Consider the following 16741-nt stretch of genomic DNA (forward strand, 5'->3'; position numbering starts at 1 on the left):
CTCTCCCCTCACCGTGCTGACGGCCGCCACCGCCCGCCGTCAGCGGCCGGGGCGAGCCCGGACCTTGACCCGCTCGTGAGGAGTGGCCGTGAGCGAAGACCTTGCTGATCTGGAAGAGATGGGGCCTGTCGACTAGGCGGCGTCGGTGGGCGCCAGGATGGCGCCGACGAGTGCGAAGTTCCCACATCGTCAGCCCCGGCAGGGCAGTCCGATGCCCAGCAAACGGCCGGGCAGAAAGCCGCCAATGTGCAGGTCCCGCCGGCGGACCGTCATGGCATCGGTGAACAGCACGAGCGCCAGGGTGATTTCAAGAAGCAAGACGATGGCTGCGGCATCGCGCTCAAGATCGACGAGGTCGAGCACGGCCGGCCCGAGGAGGATGCCGCACCCGACAAACGCCATCGCCGATGACAACGGCGTCGAGGACAGCCGGCGCGAGCCCAGTGCGTACGCGGCAGTCACGCCCGCCACCGCCACCCCGGCCCAGGCCGTACTGCTCATGCTCCACCCTCCAGACGGACCGCGGTGGCCCTATCACCGCCAAGACCTGTTCGGTCCGTGCCTTCCGCAACCGAGACGAAGAAGGGATCAGCAAAGGCCCCGGTCAACCGGTCCAGCACGACTGCTCGCTCTTCCATCAAAGCCGTCCGTTGCCGGAACCGTCAGCGTGATCATCCCGTCGGCACTGGCCGCGAGAGTTGTCTGTACCGTCGCCGCCTCGTAGTCCCAGGCCCGCCGAAGGAATGACCTGCGCCCAGTGCGGCATTCCCAGACCCAGCACACCCAGAGCGACCACCGCGGCCCCCCGAGACTCTGACCGCAATGAGCGTGTCGCGTGGCCCCCGACGAGACTCAGGCACAAGGCCACGCACACTCGCCGGCTCACCCACCACCTCGTAACGGTAGAAGCCGGGCCGGGCCCGCCTGCTCATGACGCAGGAACCGACCGCATCTTGCCCGTAGGCCACGACATCACCCGGCGCAACGTCGCCCAGTGCAGCGTCTCCCCGTGCCAACAAACCTTCGCTCTGGCCTTCAGCGGTCGTCCGTCCGCAGCCCGGGGACGACGAACGGCCCATGTACCCGTTCACGCTTGTCCGCCGAAGTAGCAACCTCGATACGTGCACCGCCTTCGACCTCCACGGAAATGACGGCCACGCGCTTCCCGAGACGTCTCACCTCGCCCCGCTCGGCGTCACGATCCGCGCCTGCCAGGGCATCTGCAGGAACAAAGTCACCCCGGAACAGGAAGGGCGCCTTCCTCCAGACGAGAACGTCACGGACCCAGTAGCCATAGCCTCGCCGCCATTTCGCGGACAGCCCTCGCACGTGGCCGTCGACGACCCTGATCGCTCCCTTGAAAACGCCCGGCTGGCGGCTGATCCAACGCCGGCGCGTCAGCACAACGAGCAACAGAACGACGATCACGATCAAGTCGACACCCAGCACAGCGAGCAGCGCGAGCACCATGCGTCAATCCTCTCGCGGTTGCTGCCCGACCGCCTCCCCACCACACCTGATCACCACCCGACGAAGATCGGGACGACGACCAGGAGCAGAAGGGCGCGCTGCGGGTGAGCAGTACGGCGGGTATGGGTGCTGCGTTTCAGTGAGGAGCGCGCGATCCTGCCGTGCTGACGCAGTTTGTCCGGCTGCAGATCATCAACCCGGAGGGCGCCTACCGTCGGCGCGGTATCGAGGCCCCGTCCCGGTAACTGCACGAGACCCCGTACACACGAGTTGCAGGTGCTGTACACCTTCGTCGCGCCGGTCCAGTGGGGCGCGGGCCCGCGCGTAGTTGAGCTCCCTGCTGACCCGCGACCTGGTCACCTACCCCGAACCGTCGCCCTCGCCCGCGCACTTGCTCTACGGCGGCGCGGCCCGCCAGGCCGTCGTCCTCCTGGTCCACGTTCTCGTCAGACCGCGCACCAGCTGGCGCGTGGGGCCCGAACGCCTGGCCGCGAAACTCACCGTCTACGCCCGCCTGCACGGCTACATTCCCGCGCCCCCGCCCGGAACCCGACGGACCTGGCGCCAGCGTTACCCGCTCTTCCCGCGCCTCCTGGACGGCACCGGCCCCACCGGCATCGACAACCGCATCCACGCCCTGCGGGCCGCCGCCCGGGACCTGATACCAGCCGCCTCCACCCACCAGGTCCCCATCCTGGCCGCCCCGCTCACCGACCTCCTCCGTGACGGACCCTCCGCACCCGTATGGCACCCCGCCACCGCCCCCGGGCAACAGGTCAGCTGGACACACTGACGGGGCGGACGCCCCGGGGGTTGCGCAGTCCTGCGCAACCCCGCCACTCCATACCCGCAGCTACGCAGCACCTGCCCGCCCCCGACCACAGGCCCGACCACGACGGCGGCCATGGAGCGCGCAGGCCCGACCACAGACCCGACCATGCAGGTCAGCGCCCTGCGCAGGCGATGCACCTATGGCTGCGCAACCGGCCGGCTGTTGCGCGTTGCCCAAAGCCAGTCACCGCTGGCCAGTTGTGCGGCCTGCGCATCGCCCCTCACCGGCACGCCCCAAGCACAGATGGCCGGGACAGTCTGCGCAGTGGACGCAGCCGCGCATGCGCAGCCGCCGCGGAGCCGGTTGCGCAGGTCTGGCCCCGTCATTGCGCAGCCGGATGCGGGGCAGCTGCCCGGGTCGGACGATCACGCACCGCCCGCCCTCGGCACCTGCCGAAGGCCACCGGAGGAGTACCGGCCTGACACTCGGCGATGTCCCCGGCTGCGGTCTCCTCGACGGCCCTTCGTGTCCCCATGTGGCAGGCCACACGACACACGTACGCATAGACGCTCAAAGCCGCAGCCACCCGCCACGGGGGGAAACCGGCGGGGCGACTTCGTCATCGGACGTGGATGTCAGGATGAGCGATCACACGTACCGCGTGGGGGCGGTAGTCATCGCGGCTGTGCTCGGCCTTGTAGCCGAGCGTCGTCAGCATGGCGATGATGGCCGTCGCCATGTGTCTGTAGGTCTGGCTTGCCGCCTTCAAGAGAGGGTCATCGGCTTGCCCACGCTGGAGGGCAGCCCGGACCCCTTCCTGCGTGCGGGTGTGGAGTTGCCAGTGAAGCCAGACGCCGCCCCCGGCATCATCGAAATCGTCCAACTCGATCTTAAGACCACCCCCTTCTCCCAGCGTCACACCGCGTTCATCAGTACGGTGGACGGTCAGACCTGATGCTGACAGATCCTGTCGTACCTGCTCGGCAAGCTGGCACCGGCGACTGACCTCATCTGGCATGGCCTTCTTCAGCCCGAAGGTGTTCTCAGAGTCCACGGCGTGCACGATACCGAGCGGTCGGCCTAGCGACTTTGGCCGGGAGCTGCTTTGGCGCGAGGCGTGCGGTCAGTGCGTCGTCGACGGCCCGCACATACGGCCAGTGCGGCAGGCCGTGAGGGCTGCCCGGCCATCCGGGCGGCTCAAGCAGCACGGACCTGACCTCCAGGAGCAGCGGGAGTGGTTCGGGTCATGAGGCGCGCCGGAAAACGGCGGCCGGGCCGATGACGCGGGGCCCGAACTTGTCCCGGATCCGGTCAACGGTGTCTTCGGCCACCAGCCGGGCCTCGCGGGCGTGATCGAGGCTGATCTGCTCGGCCGTCTGGTCGGCGCCGATAAGGTCCTCGCCCCTGAGCGACATCCCGCTCAGGCGGCCGCGCTGCAGGCCGGCAGCGTCCATCAACTGGTAGGCGAGGGTGCGCAGGTCGTCGTCGTGCGCGGACGGCCCCACCAGCCGCCGCGTCTTCTCCCAGCGGGTGTTGCCGGCGAAGGTCAGGGTGAGGGTCAGCGCGCGAGCCGCCTGGCCGCGGCCGCGCAGCAGCAGCCCGAGGCGGACGACGAGACCGAGCAGGCCGGCGCGTACGTCGGCGCCGTCCAGGACGTGCCGCTCGAAGGCGCACCGGACCGCCGCGGTCGCCGGCAGAGCGCGGGCCACGACCGGACGCGGATCGATACCCCGGGCGCGGTCGGCGGCGATGCGGCCGGCGCGACCGCCCAACAGGCGGTGCACCGTGGCCGGCGGGACGGCGGCGAGCAGGCCGACGCAGTGGATGCCGTAGTCGCGCAGGATCTGGGCCTGGCGGGGGCCGATCCCGTGCAGGGCGTCCACCGGCAGCGGCCCCAGCCAGTCGGCGACCTGCTCCGGGGCGACGGCAAGGACACCACCCGGGGCGGGGATCTGGGCTGAGGCGGTGGCCGCGACCGTGATCGTGGGCCCGATGCCGACGCGGACGTCGACCCCGAGCCGGGACAGGGTGCGCACGCGCAGGATCTCCCCAAGGTGGCGGGCATTCCTGCCGTGGTAGCGCAACACCCCCTTCAGCTCCACCAAGGCCGCGGTCGGCGGCAGCGCCTGCACCACCGGCGACAGCTCCGACATGAGCTCCAGAATCTGCCGGTAGGCGGCCTCCCCCAGCCCGTCCGGGCACCACCGCACATGCATCACCGTCGACACCGTGTCCGGCCTCATCACGCTCGTCGTCATCACCGCCACCTCCCACACCCCACGCTATCGAACAAAAAATCGAACACGCGAGGGCGCAAGCGTGGATCATGAGCATAGAATCAAAAATGTGTTCGACGACCTACCTCCCGACCTAGAGCGCTTGGAGACCTTGCGGGTCTGGCACGCGCTGTGGATCGAGCGCATCGACCGCAAGATCGCGGCCGTCCGGCAGCGCGAGCGCGAAGCCGAACACGGCCGGCGCACCCGGCCGCGGCCGCCGGAGTGGCTCGTCGAACTCGGCATCGGAGACAGCCGCCCGCCCGTCCAGGTCCACGCCGGCGACTGCCACATGACCGGCAAGCGCCACCGTCCCGTCGACCGCGACGAAGCCCGCCGCCTCCTCGCCGCCGGCCTGCCCGGCTGCAGCCACTGCCAGCCCGACGTCCGGCTGCACATCCTCGACTTATCCGCCCGCCCGGCCTCCCCCCTCACCGCGGCGCGCTGATCGAACACCTGCACCACCTGCTCGTTATGCTGCGCTCGCGGTGATACACCCCAGCACCCGGAACAGGACATGTCCCCATGCTCACCATCACTGCCCCGCCGCCGGTCTCCGAGCCGGACCCCTCCGCGCTAGTCTGCCCCGGCGACCGCGTCGGCCTGTGCGCCGGCTGCCAGCGCAAGACCCACCGGTACGGCAGCGGCGGTGAACCGCTCTGCCAGTGGTGCATGGCCGCCGCGAAGGACCAGTGGGACTCACGCGTGCGCTACACCAGCACGCGCCTCTGAGCCAGCTTGAACCGTCCACCGCCGCTCCCGGCCCGTACCCGGTCGGGTGAAGTCGCCCGAAGGGGAGAACCCCGACAGGGCCCGGCGCGTAGTGCTCTGTGTGAGAGCGATCAACGAAGCGCATGTCGCGGAGCCGGGGCTGGCGTAACCGCTTCTACGCCGGAGATGCGAGAAGAACCTCCTCGAGGAGGCCCGAGGCAGCGCATAGCCGACCGGGCTTCCACCCCATCAGGTCGACCAACGGCGCTCCACGGACTGGCTGCAACCGCTGACGTCAGCGTCTAGTCCTCATCGTCATGACAGCCAATCGAAGGCCCCACCCCGCCCCGGATGACCGGGAGTTGCGGTTGTGGAAGGTCGGACGGGCGCTGGCCCTCGCCTTCGCCGCCGCGGTCCTCGTCGCGGGCGGCATCTTCTACGGCCTGGTGGTGCTGCTGGACGTCAAGGAGATCGACAGCACCGCCAAGCTCGACGCGGCGACGCTCTTCGACCTGGTGAAGCTCTCCTTCGGCGTGGTCGCCGGGGCCGGGGCACTCGTCGCCCTGGTCGTCGCCTACCGTCGCCAGCGCGTCGACGAGGCCGGCGCCCACCGCGAAGCCACCCGGCTCCACACCGAACGCTTCTCCCAAGCCGTCGACAAACTCGGCTCCGACTCCCCAGCCGTCCGGCTCGGAGGCGTCCACGCCCTGGCCGGCCTCGCCGACGACGCCCCCGACAGCAGCCTGCGCCAGACCTGCATCGATGTCCTGTGCGCCTACCTCCAACTCCCCTTCACCCCCGACCCCGGCGACGATCCCACCCACCAGGAGGAACACCACCGCTACCTGGCCCTTCGCAAGGTCCGGCACACGATCCTGCGCCTCATCGGCGACCACTACCGACGTCCCCAGGGCACCCACCGCTCTTGGCAAGGCTGCGATCTCGACCTCACCGACATCACCATCGACAGCACCATGGACTTCAACGGCGCGACGTTCTCCGGCGGCGCGGTGTCCTTCCGCGGCGCGACGTTCTCCAACAGCACCGTGGACTTCAGCAGAGCGACGTTCTCCGGCAGCATGGTGTCCTTCCGCGGCGCGACGTTCTCCAACAGCACCGTGGACTTCAGCGGCGCGACGTTCTCCGGCGGCACGGTGTTCTTCAGCGGCGCGACGTTCTCCAGCGGCACGGTGGACTTCAGCAGAGCGACGTTCTCCGGCAGCATGATGTTCTTCAGCAGAGCGACGTTCTCCAGCGGCACGATGTACTTCAGCAGAGCGACGTTCTCCGGCGGCACGGTGTCCTTCAGCGCCGCGACGGGTCCAACTCCCCATGGGCTTCTTGATGCCGTCGGCACTCCTGTTCCTGCGACAGTCACCCTCCCCCCGGCTTGGCTGCCCTCGAATCCATAGCACTGGGAGAGGGCCAGCGACCACGTCAGCCAGCGAGGGCGGCTCCGACTGGACGAGATCCTCGTGCGCGCCGTCGTTGCGGCGGGAGCAGCTCCCCTCCGCGGCGAGGGCAACGTCTTCGCAGGTCGCCCCATTTCGGCAATTTCCGTGCCAGCTGCGGAGCTACCCCAGCGCGGAACGCGCCGATGCCGCCCGCTGGGCAAGCCTCGGGCAGGCGGCGGCTTGCCCACAACGGCCGCCCTCGTGGTCGGTGAGGGCGGTCGTTCATGGTGGGTCGCTGAGCGAGCTCTGCCCCCATGGACAGGGTTTCCTCAGGCGCTGCGTGAGCGGCGTGCTGCCGTCTTCTTCGTGGTCTTCTTCGCTGTGGTCTTCATGGCCGGCTGCTTCTTCGCGGTCTTCTTGGCCGGGATTTCGTGGACGTCGGCGTCCTCGCCACGGGAGGCTCTGGCCTGTTGGACGGACTCGGTCAGGGCGGCCATGAGATCGAGGACCTTGCCCGGCTGTTCCGGCTCCGGGACGTCGGGCAGGGGCTTCTCCTCCCGCTTCGCTTCGATGATCTTCGCCAGGGCGTCGGTGTAGGCATCGGTGAACTCGGGGCCCTCAAGGTCCTCGTGGGTCATGCGGTCGATGAGCGCCAGCGCTCCCTCGATCTCCTCTTCCGACACCGCCTCGGTGGGCGGGTCGACGGCGGCTGGATCGCGGACTTCGTCGGGCCAGCGCATCGCATGCAGCACCAGCACATCGTCCCGGATGCGGATCAGTCCGAGGCGCTCCCTCCCGGACCATGCGTACTTCGCGACGGCCACCTTCGACGACCGGCCGAGCGCCTGTACCAGGAGCTTGTAGGGCTTCGCGGCGACCTGCCCGTCCGGGGCGAGGTAGTAGCCCTCGCCGATCCGGATCGGGTCGATGCTGTCCAGGGGCACGAACCCGGCGATCTCGATCGCCTTCGCCGTGGGGAGCGGGAGAGAGTGCAGATCCTCGTCGGTGACCGGCACGACCTGGTCCTTGGCGTACTCGTAGCCCTTGCCGATCTCCGCCTGGGCGACCTCGCGGTCCTCCAGCTCGCACACCTTCCGCACCCGCACCCGCCCCATGTCCTCGAGGTGGTACTGGTGGAACTGGATGGAGTGGTTCTCGGTAGCACCCACCACGTGGATAGGCACCGTGACCAGTCCAAACGAGATGGCACCGCTCCAAATAGTCCGGGGCATGGCAAACCTCCACTAGGCCCCGAGCCCTCCCAGCCTAAAAGCACCACCGGCACCCGGCACCCGAGCAGCAACCGCCCGCCACCACCGGCGTGGGTCCACCCGCACTCCGACCAGCCCTGGTCGGGCTTGTGGTCAGGGTGTGTCGCCGGAGTAGTAGAAGCGGCACATCACACCCGGGCCGGAGGTGCGGGACTCATAGGGGCCCGGGTCGTACAGGGCGCGGCCGCCGGGCCACCGCGACAGCTCGGTGGGCAGGGCGGCGCCGTCGTCGACTTCCTCTGGCCGCCAGCTCGTGATGTCGAGCAGGAGTCCGTCCAGCGGCCCGCCTATGAGCGCGGCGTAGGTCTGCTCCGGGCGCGGACCCGGGTCGGGGTCGTCATGGTCGTGGCCATAGACCCGGCCGCGCAGCAGCTGCTCGTCTCCGTTCATCCGACCAGCCTCGCAGCCGCCACCGACAACGCCCGCGCGGCGCGGGCCTGGCCCGCGCCTCCATGCGCCCAGGCCGGGCCGGGCCCGCCGTGCTCAGCGCGCCTTCGGCAACGCCTCCAGGGAGCGGCGTTCCTCCCCCGCGCCGCGGCCGGCCACGCGCCACACCGGCTCATCGGGCCACCGCAACACGTTGGCGCAACATCCAGCGCAACACGGATGCCAGTTAGTCACGAGGCCGGCTGACCCGCCGCCGTGATCTGCCCGGCCCGGGCCACGGCCCGGTGGTCACCGCTCGCTCGCACGACCAGGTGGTACAGCCTCAGTTCGTCTTGGTTTCATGATCACTGCGGCAGGCCGGCCTCGCCCGCCCGGCGGATGACGTCCCCGCACGTGGGGGACGGCGTCGGTGAGCGTTCGGCGAGGACGACCAACACATGGCGCAGTTCTCTGCCCAGTTGGAAGAGCCGGCGACTTGCCTGCCCGCCCTCGTAGGCGGACAGGCGGAAGAGATCGACGGCCTGTCCGTCGCGGCCGTCGGCGAAGGTAGTCGGAAGCCCGGCGAGCAGTTCGAAGTCACGCTTGCCGGTTGCCGCGTCCGCCACCGCCTCCAAAGGCAGAGTGTCGAACGCTGCGGCGGACACGGAAGCGTCGGCCACGACGGCGTGGGTGGCCAGGGCCGCGAAGACCTCGATCAGCCGCTCACCTACCGCCACGTCGATGTCCCAGGTCAGCAGGTTCTCGTGGCGACGGGCCCGCTCCCCTGGCTCTTGGTCCACCAGCGGCAGCAGGACCCGGCCCAGGTGCGCACAACGACGCCACAGCATGTCGTGGTCCGAGGTCACGATTGATCCTCTCTCCGGCGAGTGGAAGGCCTGGGGCCGAGGAGCCACTCGACCACCCCAGGCCCTCCAACTTCACACGACGCGCAGGGCACGTACAGAACGGGGCTGTTCCCTACGCCCGAGCCCGCGGAGCCGCCCGAGCTCACGAGAGTCCCAATCGTCGTGGTCCGCCAGGCCACTTTCGGGTCATCGGGGTGGTTCACGCAGGTAGCCGCTGCAGTCGACGACCGCAGCGGTGGCGCGTACTTGGTCTGACGCGCGGTCCCAGCCGTCATCCACCTGCTTGAGAAGTCGTTGTAGAACTCAAGATCCACCTCGCTGGTACAGGCCACTGGCCCGCCCGAGACGTCTTGATGCCCCCCGTACCCGTCATCCGGGAGCCGCTGTGGTTGGGCTTCGACGCGTAAAAGTCGCACTCCGTTACTGCCTCAGGGGATGCGTCCTGCACGGTCACCGTGACCTCAGGCGGTTCCGGATTCGGCGGCGGGGCCGCCAGTGCCGTCTGAGTGCTGGCGGCGACCAACGCCACCCCGAAAGTGAACGCACTCACAATGGATCTTAATCACACGAAACGGTCTCCTTTTCGCTGTACAGCCCAACTGACCATCAGTCGGACGGCTTTGAGTGAAACGAGACCGTAGAGGTGGAACGAGTGGCACAGCAGGGGCATACCAGCCAAGTCCTCCTCTTCCGTCTCACATGCCTGAGCAGTGGCGTTCCGTAGCAAGGACCTCCTCGAGTTCGAAACCAGGTACTCACGGAGGAGGCATTTCCTCGGAGCTCGCTTCGGGAGTTATGACGGCCGAGTCACGAACCTGAGGCGGCCGGCACCGTCGCGGCGGCCCGCACCGACTGCGCGTCGATGACACCGGCCGTGGGCTCAGCCTCGCGGCCCTCGCGCTCCCTGACCTTCCCGCGCAGCCGGTCGTGGAACTCGGCGATCAGCCCGTGCTCGCGCCAGCGGCGGAAGAAGGTGTAAACGCGGCCCCAGTCGGGGAGGTCCGCGGGCATTGCCCGCCAGGAGATTCCGCCCGCGACCAGGTAGCGGATCGCGTCCAGCAGCTGGCGGTGGCAGTAGCCCTCGGGCTGCCCGCCTCTGCCCTGGAGCCAGGCCGGCACCGGCAGCAACTGCCGGATGGCCGCCCACTCCGCGTCCGTCATGTCCGACGGATACCGGCGCACCCGATCGGGATGATCGGCAGCGTTGCCGTATACGTGCGCGAGGCAATCGCACGAGACGGAGGGCGAGTTGAAGTCGACGGGCTCGGGGCGTCCAACAACGGCAACAGGGCCTCCGGGAACCGCTCGGAATGGGGTCGCGCCCCCGAGCTACCAGGAGGCCCTGCCTTCATGCGCGTATCGCCGGAAGATCACCTGACCAGGAACTCTGTTCAATCCACACGTTCCAAGATCGGTTGAGGGGCGGCTCCTCAGCCGGCATTAGGCCAAATCTGGATAACCCACACCTCAAGGGGATCCTCGTGCGGCCCTTCAGGGGGGAAGGGATCGAGTGCCAGCGAAGCCTCAACGTGATCTCGCCCTCGGCAGAGTAAACGCAGGTGATAGCGCCCCGGCCGCAGCTGGATCTCGCCGTAGCAGACGCCGCCCAAGTCGACCACCGCGAGGTGATCTGCCATCGGAGAATGAAAAGCCTGTTCATACTCCCAAGAGCCTGATGGATGAGGAGCGGGCCCGTCCCACACCTCTAAACGCACCAAAGGGTAAAAGTCGTTGTCGCTGGAGGTAAGCCTCCAGCCTTCCCCGGGGATCTGGACAATGTCGTCCTCCGCCGGCGCTTGTTCGAAGAGGATGGGGCCGATCTGGATGGTCCTGTAGTACACGCGTGGACGGACATCAACAGCGTTGACCAGAGTGGGCACTTACTCTCCTCACCATCGAGCGAGCAGGGCCCGTCAGGCTAGTGCTGCTCCGCAGAAGTCTGTGGAGGGGTGTCCACATGTGGTTGCGGCTAGCTGATCCAGGTAAAGCCAGGCTGGTGCCGACGCTGGAGAGTCAGTCCTCCAGCCGAAGGCCCATCAGGACATCGTCCACGTATGCGCCGTCCAGCAGAAACTCCTCCGGTAGCACGCCCTCGACCTGGAACCCGCATCGCTCGTACAGCCGCCGCGCCGGGATGTTATGCCCGAGCACGCGGAGCGAGATTCGGCGGGCGCCCTGGGCGCGGGCGGCCAGACAGGCGGCCTCGACCAGGGCTTGTCCGACCCCGCGACCGCGGACGTCAGGGGACACCTGCAGCCCTTGGATCTGCCGGACGTGCTGGTTACTGGCGAGCGGGGTCGGTGGGATCTGGCGGATGTAGCCGACCACGCGGCCGGCGAGCTCGGCCACCAGAAAAGGCTCTACCCCGTGTCTCTCATCGAACATCGATGCGTCCTCGGCCCGCTTCGGCATGACGTCGCTCAGAGAGGACCAGCCGGCCCGCTCGATCGCGATCAACGCCGGGCCGTCCGACGTACAGGCACGGCGGATCGTCAGATCATCATTCGACACGGCGACATGTTAATGCTGCGCCGGGATGCCGTGCGGGAGTAGCGATCAGGCGGCCTTGAGCGGGGGGGCCGAGCCGAAAGCCCCCTCAACTCATCTCGCAACGATCACGAACGGGCACCCCCCTGTCCTCATGCGCGTATCGCCGATAGGTCACCCGACAAGGACCTCTGTTCGATCCGCACGTTCCAAGATCGGTTGAGATACGGCTTCTCAGCTTGGTGTTTAACCTCGGCCGTTCACCTGACCCGCTGATCTTGGTTCGTTCCCGGGACAGCAGGGGCGGCCGTTCTTCACGCTTCGAGGTGTCGAGCAACGTCGCGTGAAGGAACGGCCGCTGGTGAAGAGTCTCGCCGCTGAACAGTCTGCTGACGCCGCGTTGGGTGTCCTGTCCCACTTTCGTGTCCAGTTCTACGACTGCCTCTACAGCCGGGCGGATGCGCTCTTCGAGCTCACCGACGCGGTGCTGTGCTCGGACGGCCCGGTCGCCTCGCTGGTCGAGTTGACGCTCACGGGTCGAGGACGGGTGTACGGAGGGCTCCTTCAGTGCTGCTCCGCCCCTGCTCCGAGCCGGTTCTCGGTCTCCTCGGCCTGAGCTGTCCGGTGCTGGGCGCGATAGAGGGTGAGTGCCTGGTTCCAGGCGGTGCGGGCTTCGGCGTACTCGCCGAGGGCGTGGTGGGCCTCGGCCAGGCCGCTGAACGTGTTCGCCACCTCGTAGGCGTCGCGGCGGTTGCGGTAAGCGTCCAGGGCCTGGCGGAAGTATCCGACGGCCTCACTGTGGCGGCCCGCTTGGGTGTTGACGTGGCCGAGGGTGTCCAGAACGGCTGCCTCCGCGTGCGGCCAGCCGTATGTCCGGCTGGCCTCCAGGGACTTGTGGCAGTTGGCCGCGGCCTCTTCGTAGTGACCGACGCGGCCCTGGCACCAGCCCAGTGTGTTGAGCGCGTTGGCCTCGCCGTGCGGGTCGCCGGCCCTTTCGTAGAGTTCGAGGGACCGTTCGGCGTGCTTCAGCGCGGCCTTGGGGGCATCGGCCCGGTCCAGTGCCATCACCAGGCCCTGGTGCGTATGGGCCTGGTTGAGCAGGTCACCCGTGTCCTCGGACAGGCTCAGTGCCCTGCCCAGGTGGTCGAGAAGCTTCGACCCGTCGCGATCGGCCAGCAGCATCGCGAAGGCCAGGCCGCGATGGGCCATGGCCTGGAGGGTCGGTGCCGTCGGGCCGTCCAGGGCCTGCGCGGCGGCGAGGCCGGTCTCGCTGACGCCGAGGAGTTCCTGGACGTCGCCGGACCGGCGCAGGAACAGGGTGGTGTCCCAGCAAAGCCGCCACACCTGGGAGTGGAGCCTCATCGAGACAGCGAGCTGAAGGACGGCGAGCAGGCAGGACCGTTCGGCGTCGAACCACTCCGTCGCTGTGGCCGAGTCGTCCAGCCCGAGCGGGACCGGCCCACCGGACGATGCGCTCTCTTGCGCCCCTGCCGTGTCTGCCGCATTTTTCGGTCCTTCCGCGACAGCCGAAGAAGTGCCGTGGGGAGCCATCAGCGAATGGGCGCGGTCCGCTGTCCGGACGTAGAAGCCGATCAGGGCGCTGAGCGCCTCGGTGAGCTGCGCCGGAGACTGGTCCCGGGTGGCCCGCTCGGCGGCGTAGAGGCGTACGAGGTCATGGAGGCCGTATCGCCCTGGCGCGTGCTGCTGTACGAGATGGGCGTCCTCCAGCGCACGGAGCAGCGCGCCGGTACGCGTCGGCGGGAGCCCGGCGAGGGAGGCCGCGGCGGGCAGGCCGATGTCCTGACCGGGCGCGAGGCCCAGCAGACAGAGCAACCGTGCGGCGGAGCCGTCGAGGGCACCGTACGAGGAGTCGAACGCGGCACGCAGTGAGGTGCTCAGGTCGCCGGTGTCCAGGGCGTCGAGCCGAGTCTCGTGTGGGCGGAGTTCGGCCGCCAGGGCGGCGAGCGGAAACTGGGGGTTGCCCATGGCCCGAGCACAGGCCACGGCGAGTGCGAGGGGCAGCCCGCCGCACTTCGATATTAGGGCTGTCGCCGCCTCGGGTTCGGCGGCCACCCGCTGATCGCCGAGCCGGTCGGCCAGCAACCTGTGGGCCTCGGGGGTGGTGAGAGGTTCCAGGACGACAGGGAGGGCGCCCTCGGCGGCGACCAGTCCGCTGAGCCGGTTCCTGGAGGTGATCAGAACCGTGCAGGAAGGAGAGCCCGGCAGTAAGGGGCGGACCTGCTCGGCGTCACGGACGTTGTCGAGGAGGATGAGGATCCGTTTTCCGGCGACCAGGCTGCGGTAGAGACCGGTCTGTGCCTCGAAGTCCGTCGGGACGGCCCTCCGGTCGACGCCGAGGGCGGTCAGGAAACCGCGGATCACGGCCTGCGGAGTCAGGGGCCGGACGGTGGGGGCGAATCCGCGCAGGTTCGCGTGGAGCTGCCCGTCGGGCCAGAGGTGGAGATTGTCGTGCGCCCAGCGCAGCGCCAGCGATGTCTTCCCCACACCTCCCAGACCGCAGATCACGGTGACGGGCACCGTGTCGCTGCGCTGTATGTCGTCCAACGCCGCCAACTCCTGGGCCCGCCCAGCCAACGAGGACGGCGGCAGCGGGAGCTGACCGGGGCGAGCGGTCGGCACCAGGGCGGGGGCGGGTGACCGCTGGTCGTCGGAGCGGCCGGTCTTCGCGTCGAGGATGCGCAGATGCAGCCGTCGCAGTTCGGGCCCGGGGTCCGCGCCCATGGTGTCCGCGAGGTCCCGGCGAAGGCGTTCGTACTCTTCGAGCGCGTGAGCCGAACGGCCCTCCCGGTATAGGGTCAGCATCAGCTGCCCGACGAGGCGCTCGTTCAACGGCCTTTCCCCGACACGGGACTGCAACTCCACGAGCAGCCGGGCCTGGCGGCCCTGCCGCAGTAGCAGATCGCCCCGCTCCAGCTCGGCCTGGAACCGTTCCTCGTCCAGGTGTGCGCGGACCTCGTCGAGCCACGGCGATTCGAGCGAGGCGAAGGCGTGTCCGTGCCACAGCCCGAGCGCCTCGTCCAGCAGGGCTGCGGCCCGCTCTCCGTCGTCGGCCGCGCCACGCGCCCGGTCCAGGAGATCCCTGAACCGGTGTAGATCCACCGTGACGTCGGCGACGCCGCCGACCCCCGGCCTCAGGGCGAGGACATACCCACTGGGTCGCCGCTCGATCGCGACCCGCTCGCCGGCGGGTAGAAACGCCCTCCGTAGGCGCGAGAGGTAGCTGTGCAGGATCTGCCGGGCGCCGTCGGGTGGTCGCCCGCTCCATACTCGGTCCGCGAGACGGTCGGACGACACCACCCGGTTCGCGTCGATCAGGAGTCCCGCCAGTACGCACTGCCGTCTCGGCGGACCCAACTCGACCGGATTCCCGTCGATCAGGACCCGAATGTCGCCGAGTACCGAAATCTGAACCGCCATCGCGTCTCCCCCCGCACCGGCCACGACTGAGTCCACCCGAGTCCGCCCGGTCATGACGGGGAGCCTGCTCAGCCCACAAGAATCCTACAAGGAGACCGCACGGGCTCTCCTGAAGCATTCATCCGGTACGAGCCTTTCCCGGTACATGCCCGTCGTTCAAAGCGGAGGGCGCCCAAGTGGCCCCACCCGAATAGAGGGAGAAAGCGTGAGATCTCGCATGCCAAGGCGCCCGTTCAGCCTGCTCGCCACCGGAGCGCTGTTCACCGGCCTGCTCGGCGGCGCCGTCGCCATGGCGCCCGCCGCCTCGGCGCACGGTGATTACCCGCACTGCCAGGGGAGTTGGCTGTACGAGCGGGTCGGGAACAGCGACCAGAAGGTGAGGCTGCCGGCGGAGGTCGGGTTCAGCATCGGCATCCACTGCTACCTGACGAACGGCGACGGCACGATCCAGTACCCCCTGGGCGGTGTCAAGACCCTGCAGAACGCGCTGAACAGGTGCTACTCGGCGGGCCTCTCCGTGGACGGTGCCTTCGGCGACAAGACGGAGGACGCGCTGCGGCGGGCGCAGAGCTTGGCGGGGGTGAAGGTCGACGGCGAGTACGGTCCCGCGACCCGTCAGTTCATGAAGTGGCCGACGTACAGCGACGCCACGACGAAGGTCACTTGCCAGCAGCACGGCAGCATCCGGCGCGACCTGTGACTGGGGTCCGTTCTTCCTGAGCGGAGGAGAGGAAGAGTGAGGTTCCGGGACTCGGTGAGTCCCGGAACCAAACCGCTTACATGAATCCTCCTCCGCACCACCGCAATTCCCGACGGCTGCACTCGTCTTCGCCTCACCCACCCCTGACGCAAGACGGCAACCTTTTGGCTGGTGTGGCAGGCGATGCGACGATCCCTCGCAGCTCCTGGCTTTGCGCGCGAGCATCCTGCTGCGGTGCGCGGAGGGCGGGACGAATAGGCCCGGCGTGTTTGCGCGTGCTGCGATGTTGCGGGGGTAGACGGGTGGGCAACGAGCGGCGCTTCGGACATGAGGCGGTTCCATGGACCTTGCTGGGCACAACGAGGGCCAGGAGCCGCTCGTCGACCCTCTGATCAGGGCCGGTGGGCAGTGCGGAGATCGCCGAAGCCCGGGACATGGCCCGCGACTTCCTCACGTCCGTACAAGCCGTGCACGGGCTGCCGGTATCAGCGCGGGTCATGGGCATTGTGCAGCTGGTCGTCAGCGAGCTGGTCACCAACGCCCGCAAATACGCGCCCGGCCCCTGCCTGCTCGACCTGGAGATCAACGGCGGCGCCGTCCAGATCAGCGTGTGGGACAGCAGCACCACACTGCCCTCCGTCCAGGCCACCGACCCAGAACGGATCGGCCAGCACGGCCTGGAAATCACCATGGCGGTGTCCCAGACCTTCAGTGTCCACCGCGAACCCGTGGGCAAACGCATCACCGCAGCCATCGAGCTCGCCGACGACCCCGGCGGCGACCCAGCCGGCCGACAGCCCTCCTGACCGCGCCCAGCCCGGGCTGTTCACGACGCCGGAATCGGGCTGGGCCGGCCAGAGCCCGCGCGCGGCACCACTCAGCGGCGGTCAGGCCGCAGGCCAGGTCCAAGCGGTAGGAGATCGAGAGCCGATCGGCAACTCCGCAGCCGGCACCACCTGGTGGGGGCCGGACGGAACAGGCCGAGTGGCG

17 protein-coding genes and 1 pseudogene are annotated in these 16741 nt (G+C 68.8%); 7 read left to right on the forward strand and 11 right to left on the reverse strand.

The features are described 5' to 3' along the window. Nucleotides 1-189 precede the first annotated feature (189 nt). On the reverse strand, nucleotides 190-501 hold the full coding sequence (locus tag QF037_RS00880; RefSeq protein ID WP_307020828.1) for a hypothetical protein: 312 nt from the start codon (nucleotides 499-501) through the stop codon (nucleotides 190-192). Nucleotides 502-1035: 534 nt separating this feature from the next. Next, nucleotides 1036-1470, reverse strand: a complete 435-nt coding sequence (locus tag QF037_RS00885) for a hypothetical protein (protein ID WP_307020830.1) — start codon at nucleotides 1468-1470, stop codon at nucleotides 1036-1038. A 328-nt stretch (nucleotides 1471-1798) separates the two neighbouring features. On the opposite strand from QF037_RS00885, the gene QF037_RS00890 reads away from it, so the two are divergent. Further along, the gene (locus tag QF037_RS00890) at nucleotides 1799-2263 is read left to right on the forward strand and encodes a hypothetical protein (protein WP_307020832.1); all 465 of its coding nucleotides are present in this window, start codon (nucleotides 1799-1801) and stop codon (nucleotides 2261-2263) included. 598 nt (nucleotides 2264-2861) lie between these two features. Here QF037_RS00890 and QF037_RS00895 read toward each other — a convergent pair. Together QF037_RS00895 and QF037_RS00900 are read right to left on the reverse strand one after the other, a co-directional pair. Then, on the reverse strand, nucleotides 2862-3296 hold the full coding sequence (locus tag QF037_RS00895) for a hypothetical protein (RefSeq protein WP_307020834.1): 435 nt from the start codon (nucleotides 3294-3296) through the stop codon (nucleotides 2862-2864). Between the two features lie 190 nt (nucleotides 3297-3486). Then, nucleotides 3487-4500 carry a DNA polymerase Y family protein gene (locus tag QF037_RS00900; RefSeq protein ID WP_307020836.1) on the reverse strand — a complete coding sequence of 338 codons (1014 nt, stop codon included), beginning with the start codon at nucleotides 4498-4500 and terminating at the stop codon, nucleotides 3487-3489. Between the two features lie 88 nt (nucleotides 4501-4588). Here QF037_RS00900 and QF037_RS00905 point away from each other — a divergent pair, with 88 nt between their 5' ends. The 3 genes from QF037_RS00905 to QF037_RS00915 all read left to right on the forward strand — a co-directional run bounded on the left by QF037_RS00905 (nucleotide 4589) and on the right by QF037_RS00915 (nucleotide 6641). Continuing rightward, on the forward strand, nucleotides 4589-4966 hold the full coding sequence (locus QF037_RS00905; RefSeq protein WP_307020838.1) for a DUF6233 domain-containing protein: 378 nt from the start codon (nucleotides 4589-4591) through the stop codon (nucleotides 4964-4966). A 77-nt stretch (nucleotides 4967-5043) separates the two neighbouring features. Beyond that, entirely contained in the window at nucleotides 5044-5250 is a 207-nt protein-coding gene (locus tag QF037_RS00910) for a hypothetical protein (RefSeq protein WP_307020840.1), read from the forward strand. Between the two features lie 296 nt (nucleotides 5251-5546). Further along, nucleotides 5547-6641, forward strand: coding sequence for a pentapeptide repeat-containing protein (locus QF037_RS00915; protein ID WP_307020842.1), 1095 nt, complete (start codon nucleotides 5547-5549; stop codon nucleotides 6639-6641). Nucleotides 6642-6952: 311 nt separating this feature from the next. On the opposite strand, the gene ku is transcribed toward QF037_RS00915, so the two are convergent. From ku to QF037_RS00945, 6 genes are all read right to left on the reverse strand, one after another. Continuing rightward, the gene (gene ku / locus QF037_RS00920) at nucleotides 6953-7855 is read right to left on the reverse strand and encodes a non-homologous end joining protein Ku (protein WP_307020844.1); all 903 of its coding nucleotides are present in this window, start codon (nucleotides 7853-7855) and stop codon (nucleotides 6953-6955) included. Nucleotides 7856-7987: 132 nt separating this feature from the next. After that, on the reverse strand, nucleotides 7988-8284 hold the full coding sequence (locus QF037_RS00925) for a hypothetical protein (RefSeq protein WP_307020846.1): 297 nt from the start codon (nucleotides 8282-8284) through the stop codon (nucleotides 7988-7990). 341 nt (nucleotides 8285-8625) lie between these two features. Further along, nucleotides 8626-9126: a hypothetical protein gene (locus tag QF037_RS00930; RefSeq protein WP_307020848.1), complete on the reverse strand. Its 501-nt coding sequence runs from the start codon at nucleotides 9124-9126 to the stop codon at nucleotides 8626-8628. Nucleotides 9127-9933: 807 nt separating this feature from the next. Beyond that, nucleotides 9934-10287: a transposase gene (locus tag QF037_RS00935; RefSeq protein ID WP_307020850.1), complete on the reverse strand. Its 354-nt coding sequence runs from the start codon at nucleotides 10285-10287 to the stop codon at nucleotides 9934-9936. A gap of 269 nt (nucleotides 10288-10556) precedes the next feature. Further along, nucleotides 10557-11006 (reverse strand): hypothetical protein, encoded by a 450-nt coding sequence (locus tag QF037_RS00940; RefSeq protein WP_307020852.1) that lies wholly within the window; start codon nucleotides 11004-11006, stop codon nucleotides 10557-10559. A 133-nt stretch (nucleotides 11007-11139) separates the two neighbouring features. Then, complete coding sequence (locus QF037_RS00945) at nucleotides 11140-11637, reverse strand: GNAT family N-acetyltransferase (RefSeq protein WP_307020853.1); 498 nt, start codon at nucleotides 11635-11637, stop codon at nucleotides 11140-11142. Nucleotides 11638-12013: 376 nt separating this feature from the next. On the opposite strand from QF037_RS00945, the pseudogene QF037_RS00950 reads away from it, so the two are divergent. Beyond that, nucleotides 12014-12193, forward strand: a pseudogene (locus tag QF037_RS00950) (NF041680 family putative transposase); the annotation flags it as partial. On the opposite strand, the gene QF037_RS00955 reads toward QF037_RS00950, so the two are convergent. Beyond that, complete coding sequence (locus QF037_RS00955; RefSeq protein WP_373463633.1) at nucleotides 12178-15105, reverse strand: AfsR/SARP family transcriptional regulator; 2928 nt, start codon at nucleotides 15103-15105, stop codon at nucleotides 12178-12180. The pseudogene QF037_RS00950 and the gene QF037_RS00955 sit on opposite strands and share 16 nt — an antisense overlap. Nucleotides 15106-15256: 151 nt before the next feature. On the opposite strand from QF037_RS00955, the gene QF037_RS00960 reads away from it, so the two are divergent. Together QF037_RS00960 and QF037_RS00965 are read left to right on the forward strand one after the other, a co-directional pair. Then, nucleotides 15257-15751 (forward strand): peptidoglycan-binding domain-containing protein, encoded by a 495-nt coding sequence (locus QF037_RS00960; protein ID WP_307020857.1) that lies wholly within the window; start codon nucleotides 15257-15259, stop codon nucleotides 15749-15751. A gap of 434 nt (nucleotides 15752-16185) precedes the next feature. Beyond that, nucleotides 16186-16557: an ATP-binding protein gene (locus QF037_RS00965; RefSeq protein ID WP_307036919.1), complete on the forward strand. Its 372-nt coding sequence runs from the start codon at nucleotides 16186-16188 to the stop codon at nucleotides 16555-16557. Nucleotides 16558-16741: the final 184 nt, after the last annotated feature.

Source organism: Streptomyces canus (assembly GCF_030815415.1).
Taxonomy (GTDB): Bacteria; Actinomycetota; Actinomycetes; order Streptomycetales; family Streptomycetaceae; genus Streptomyces; species Streptomyces canus_F.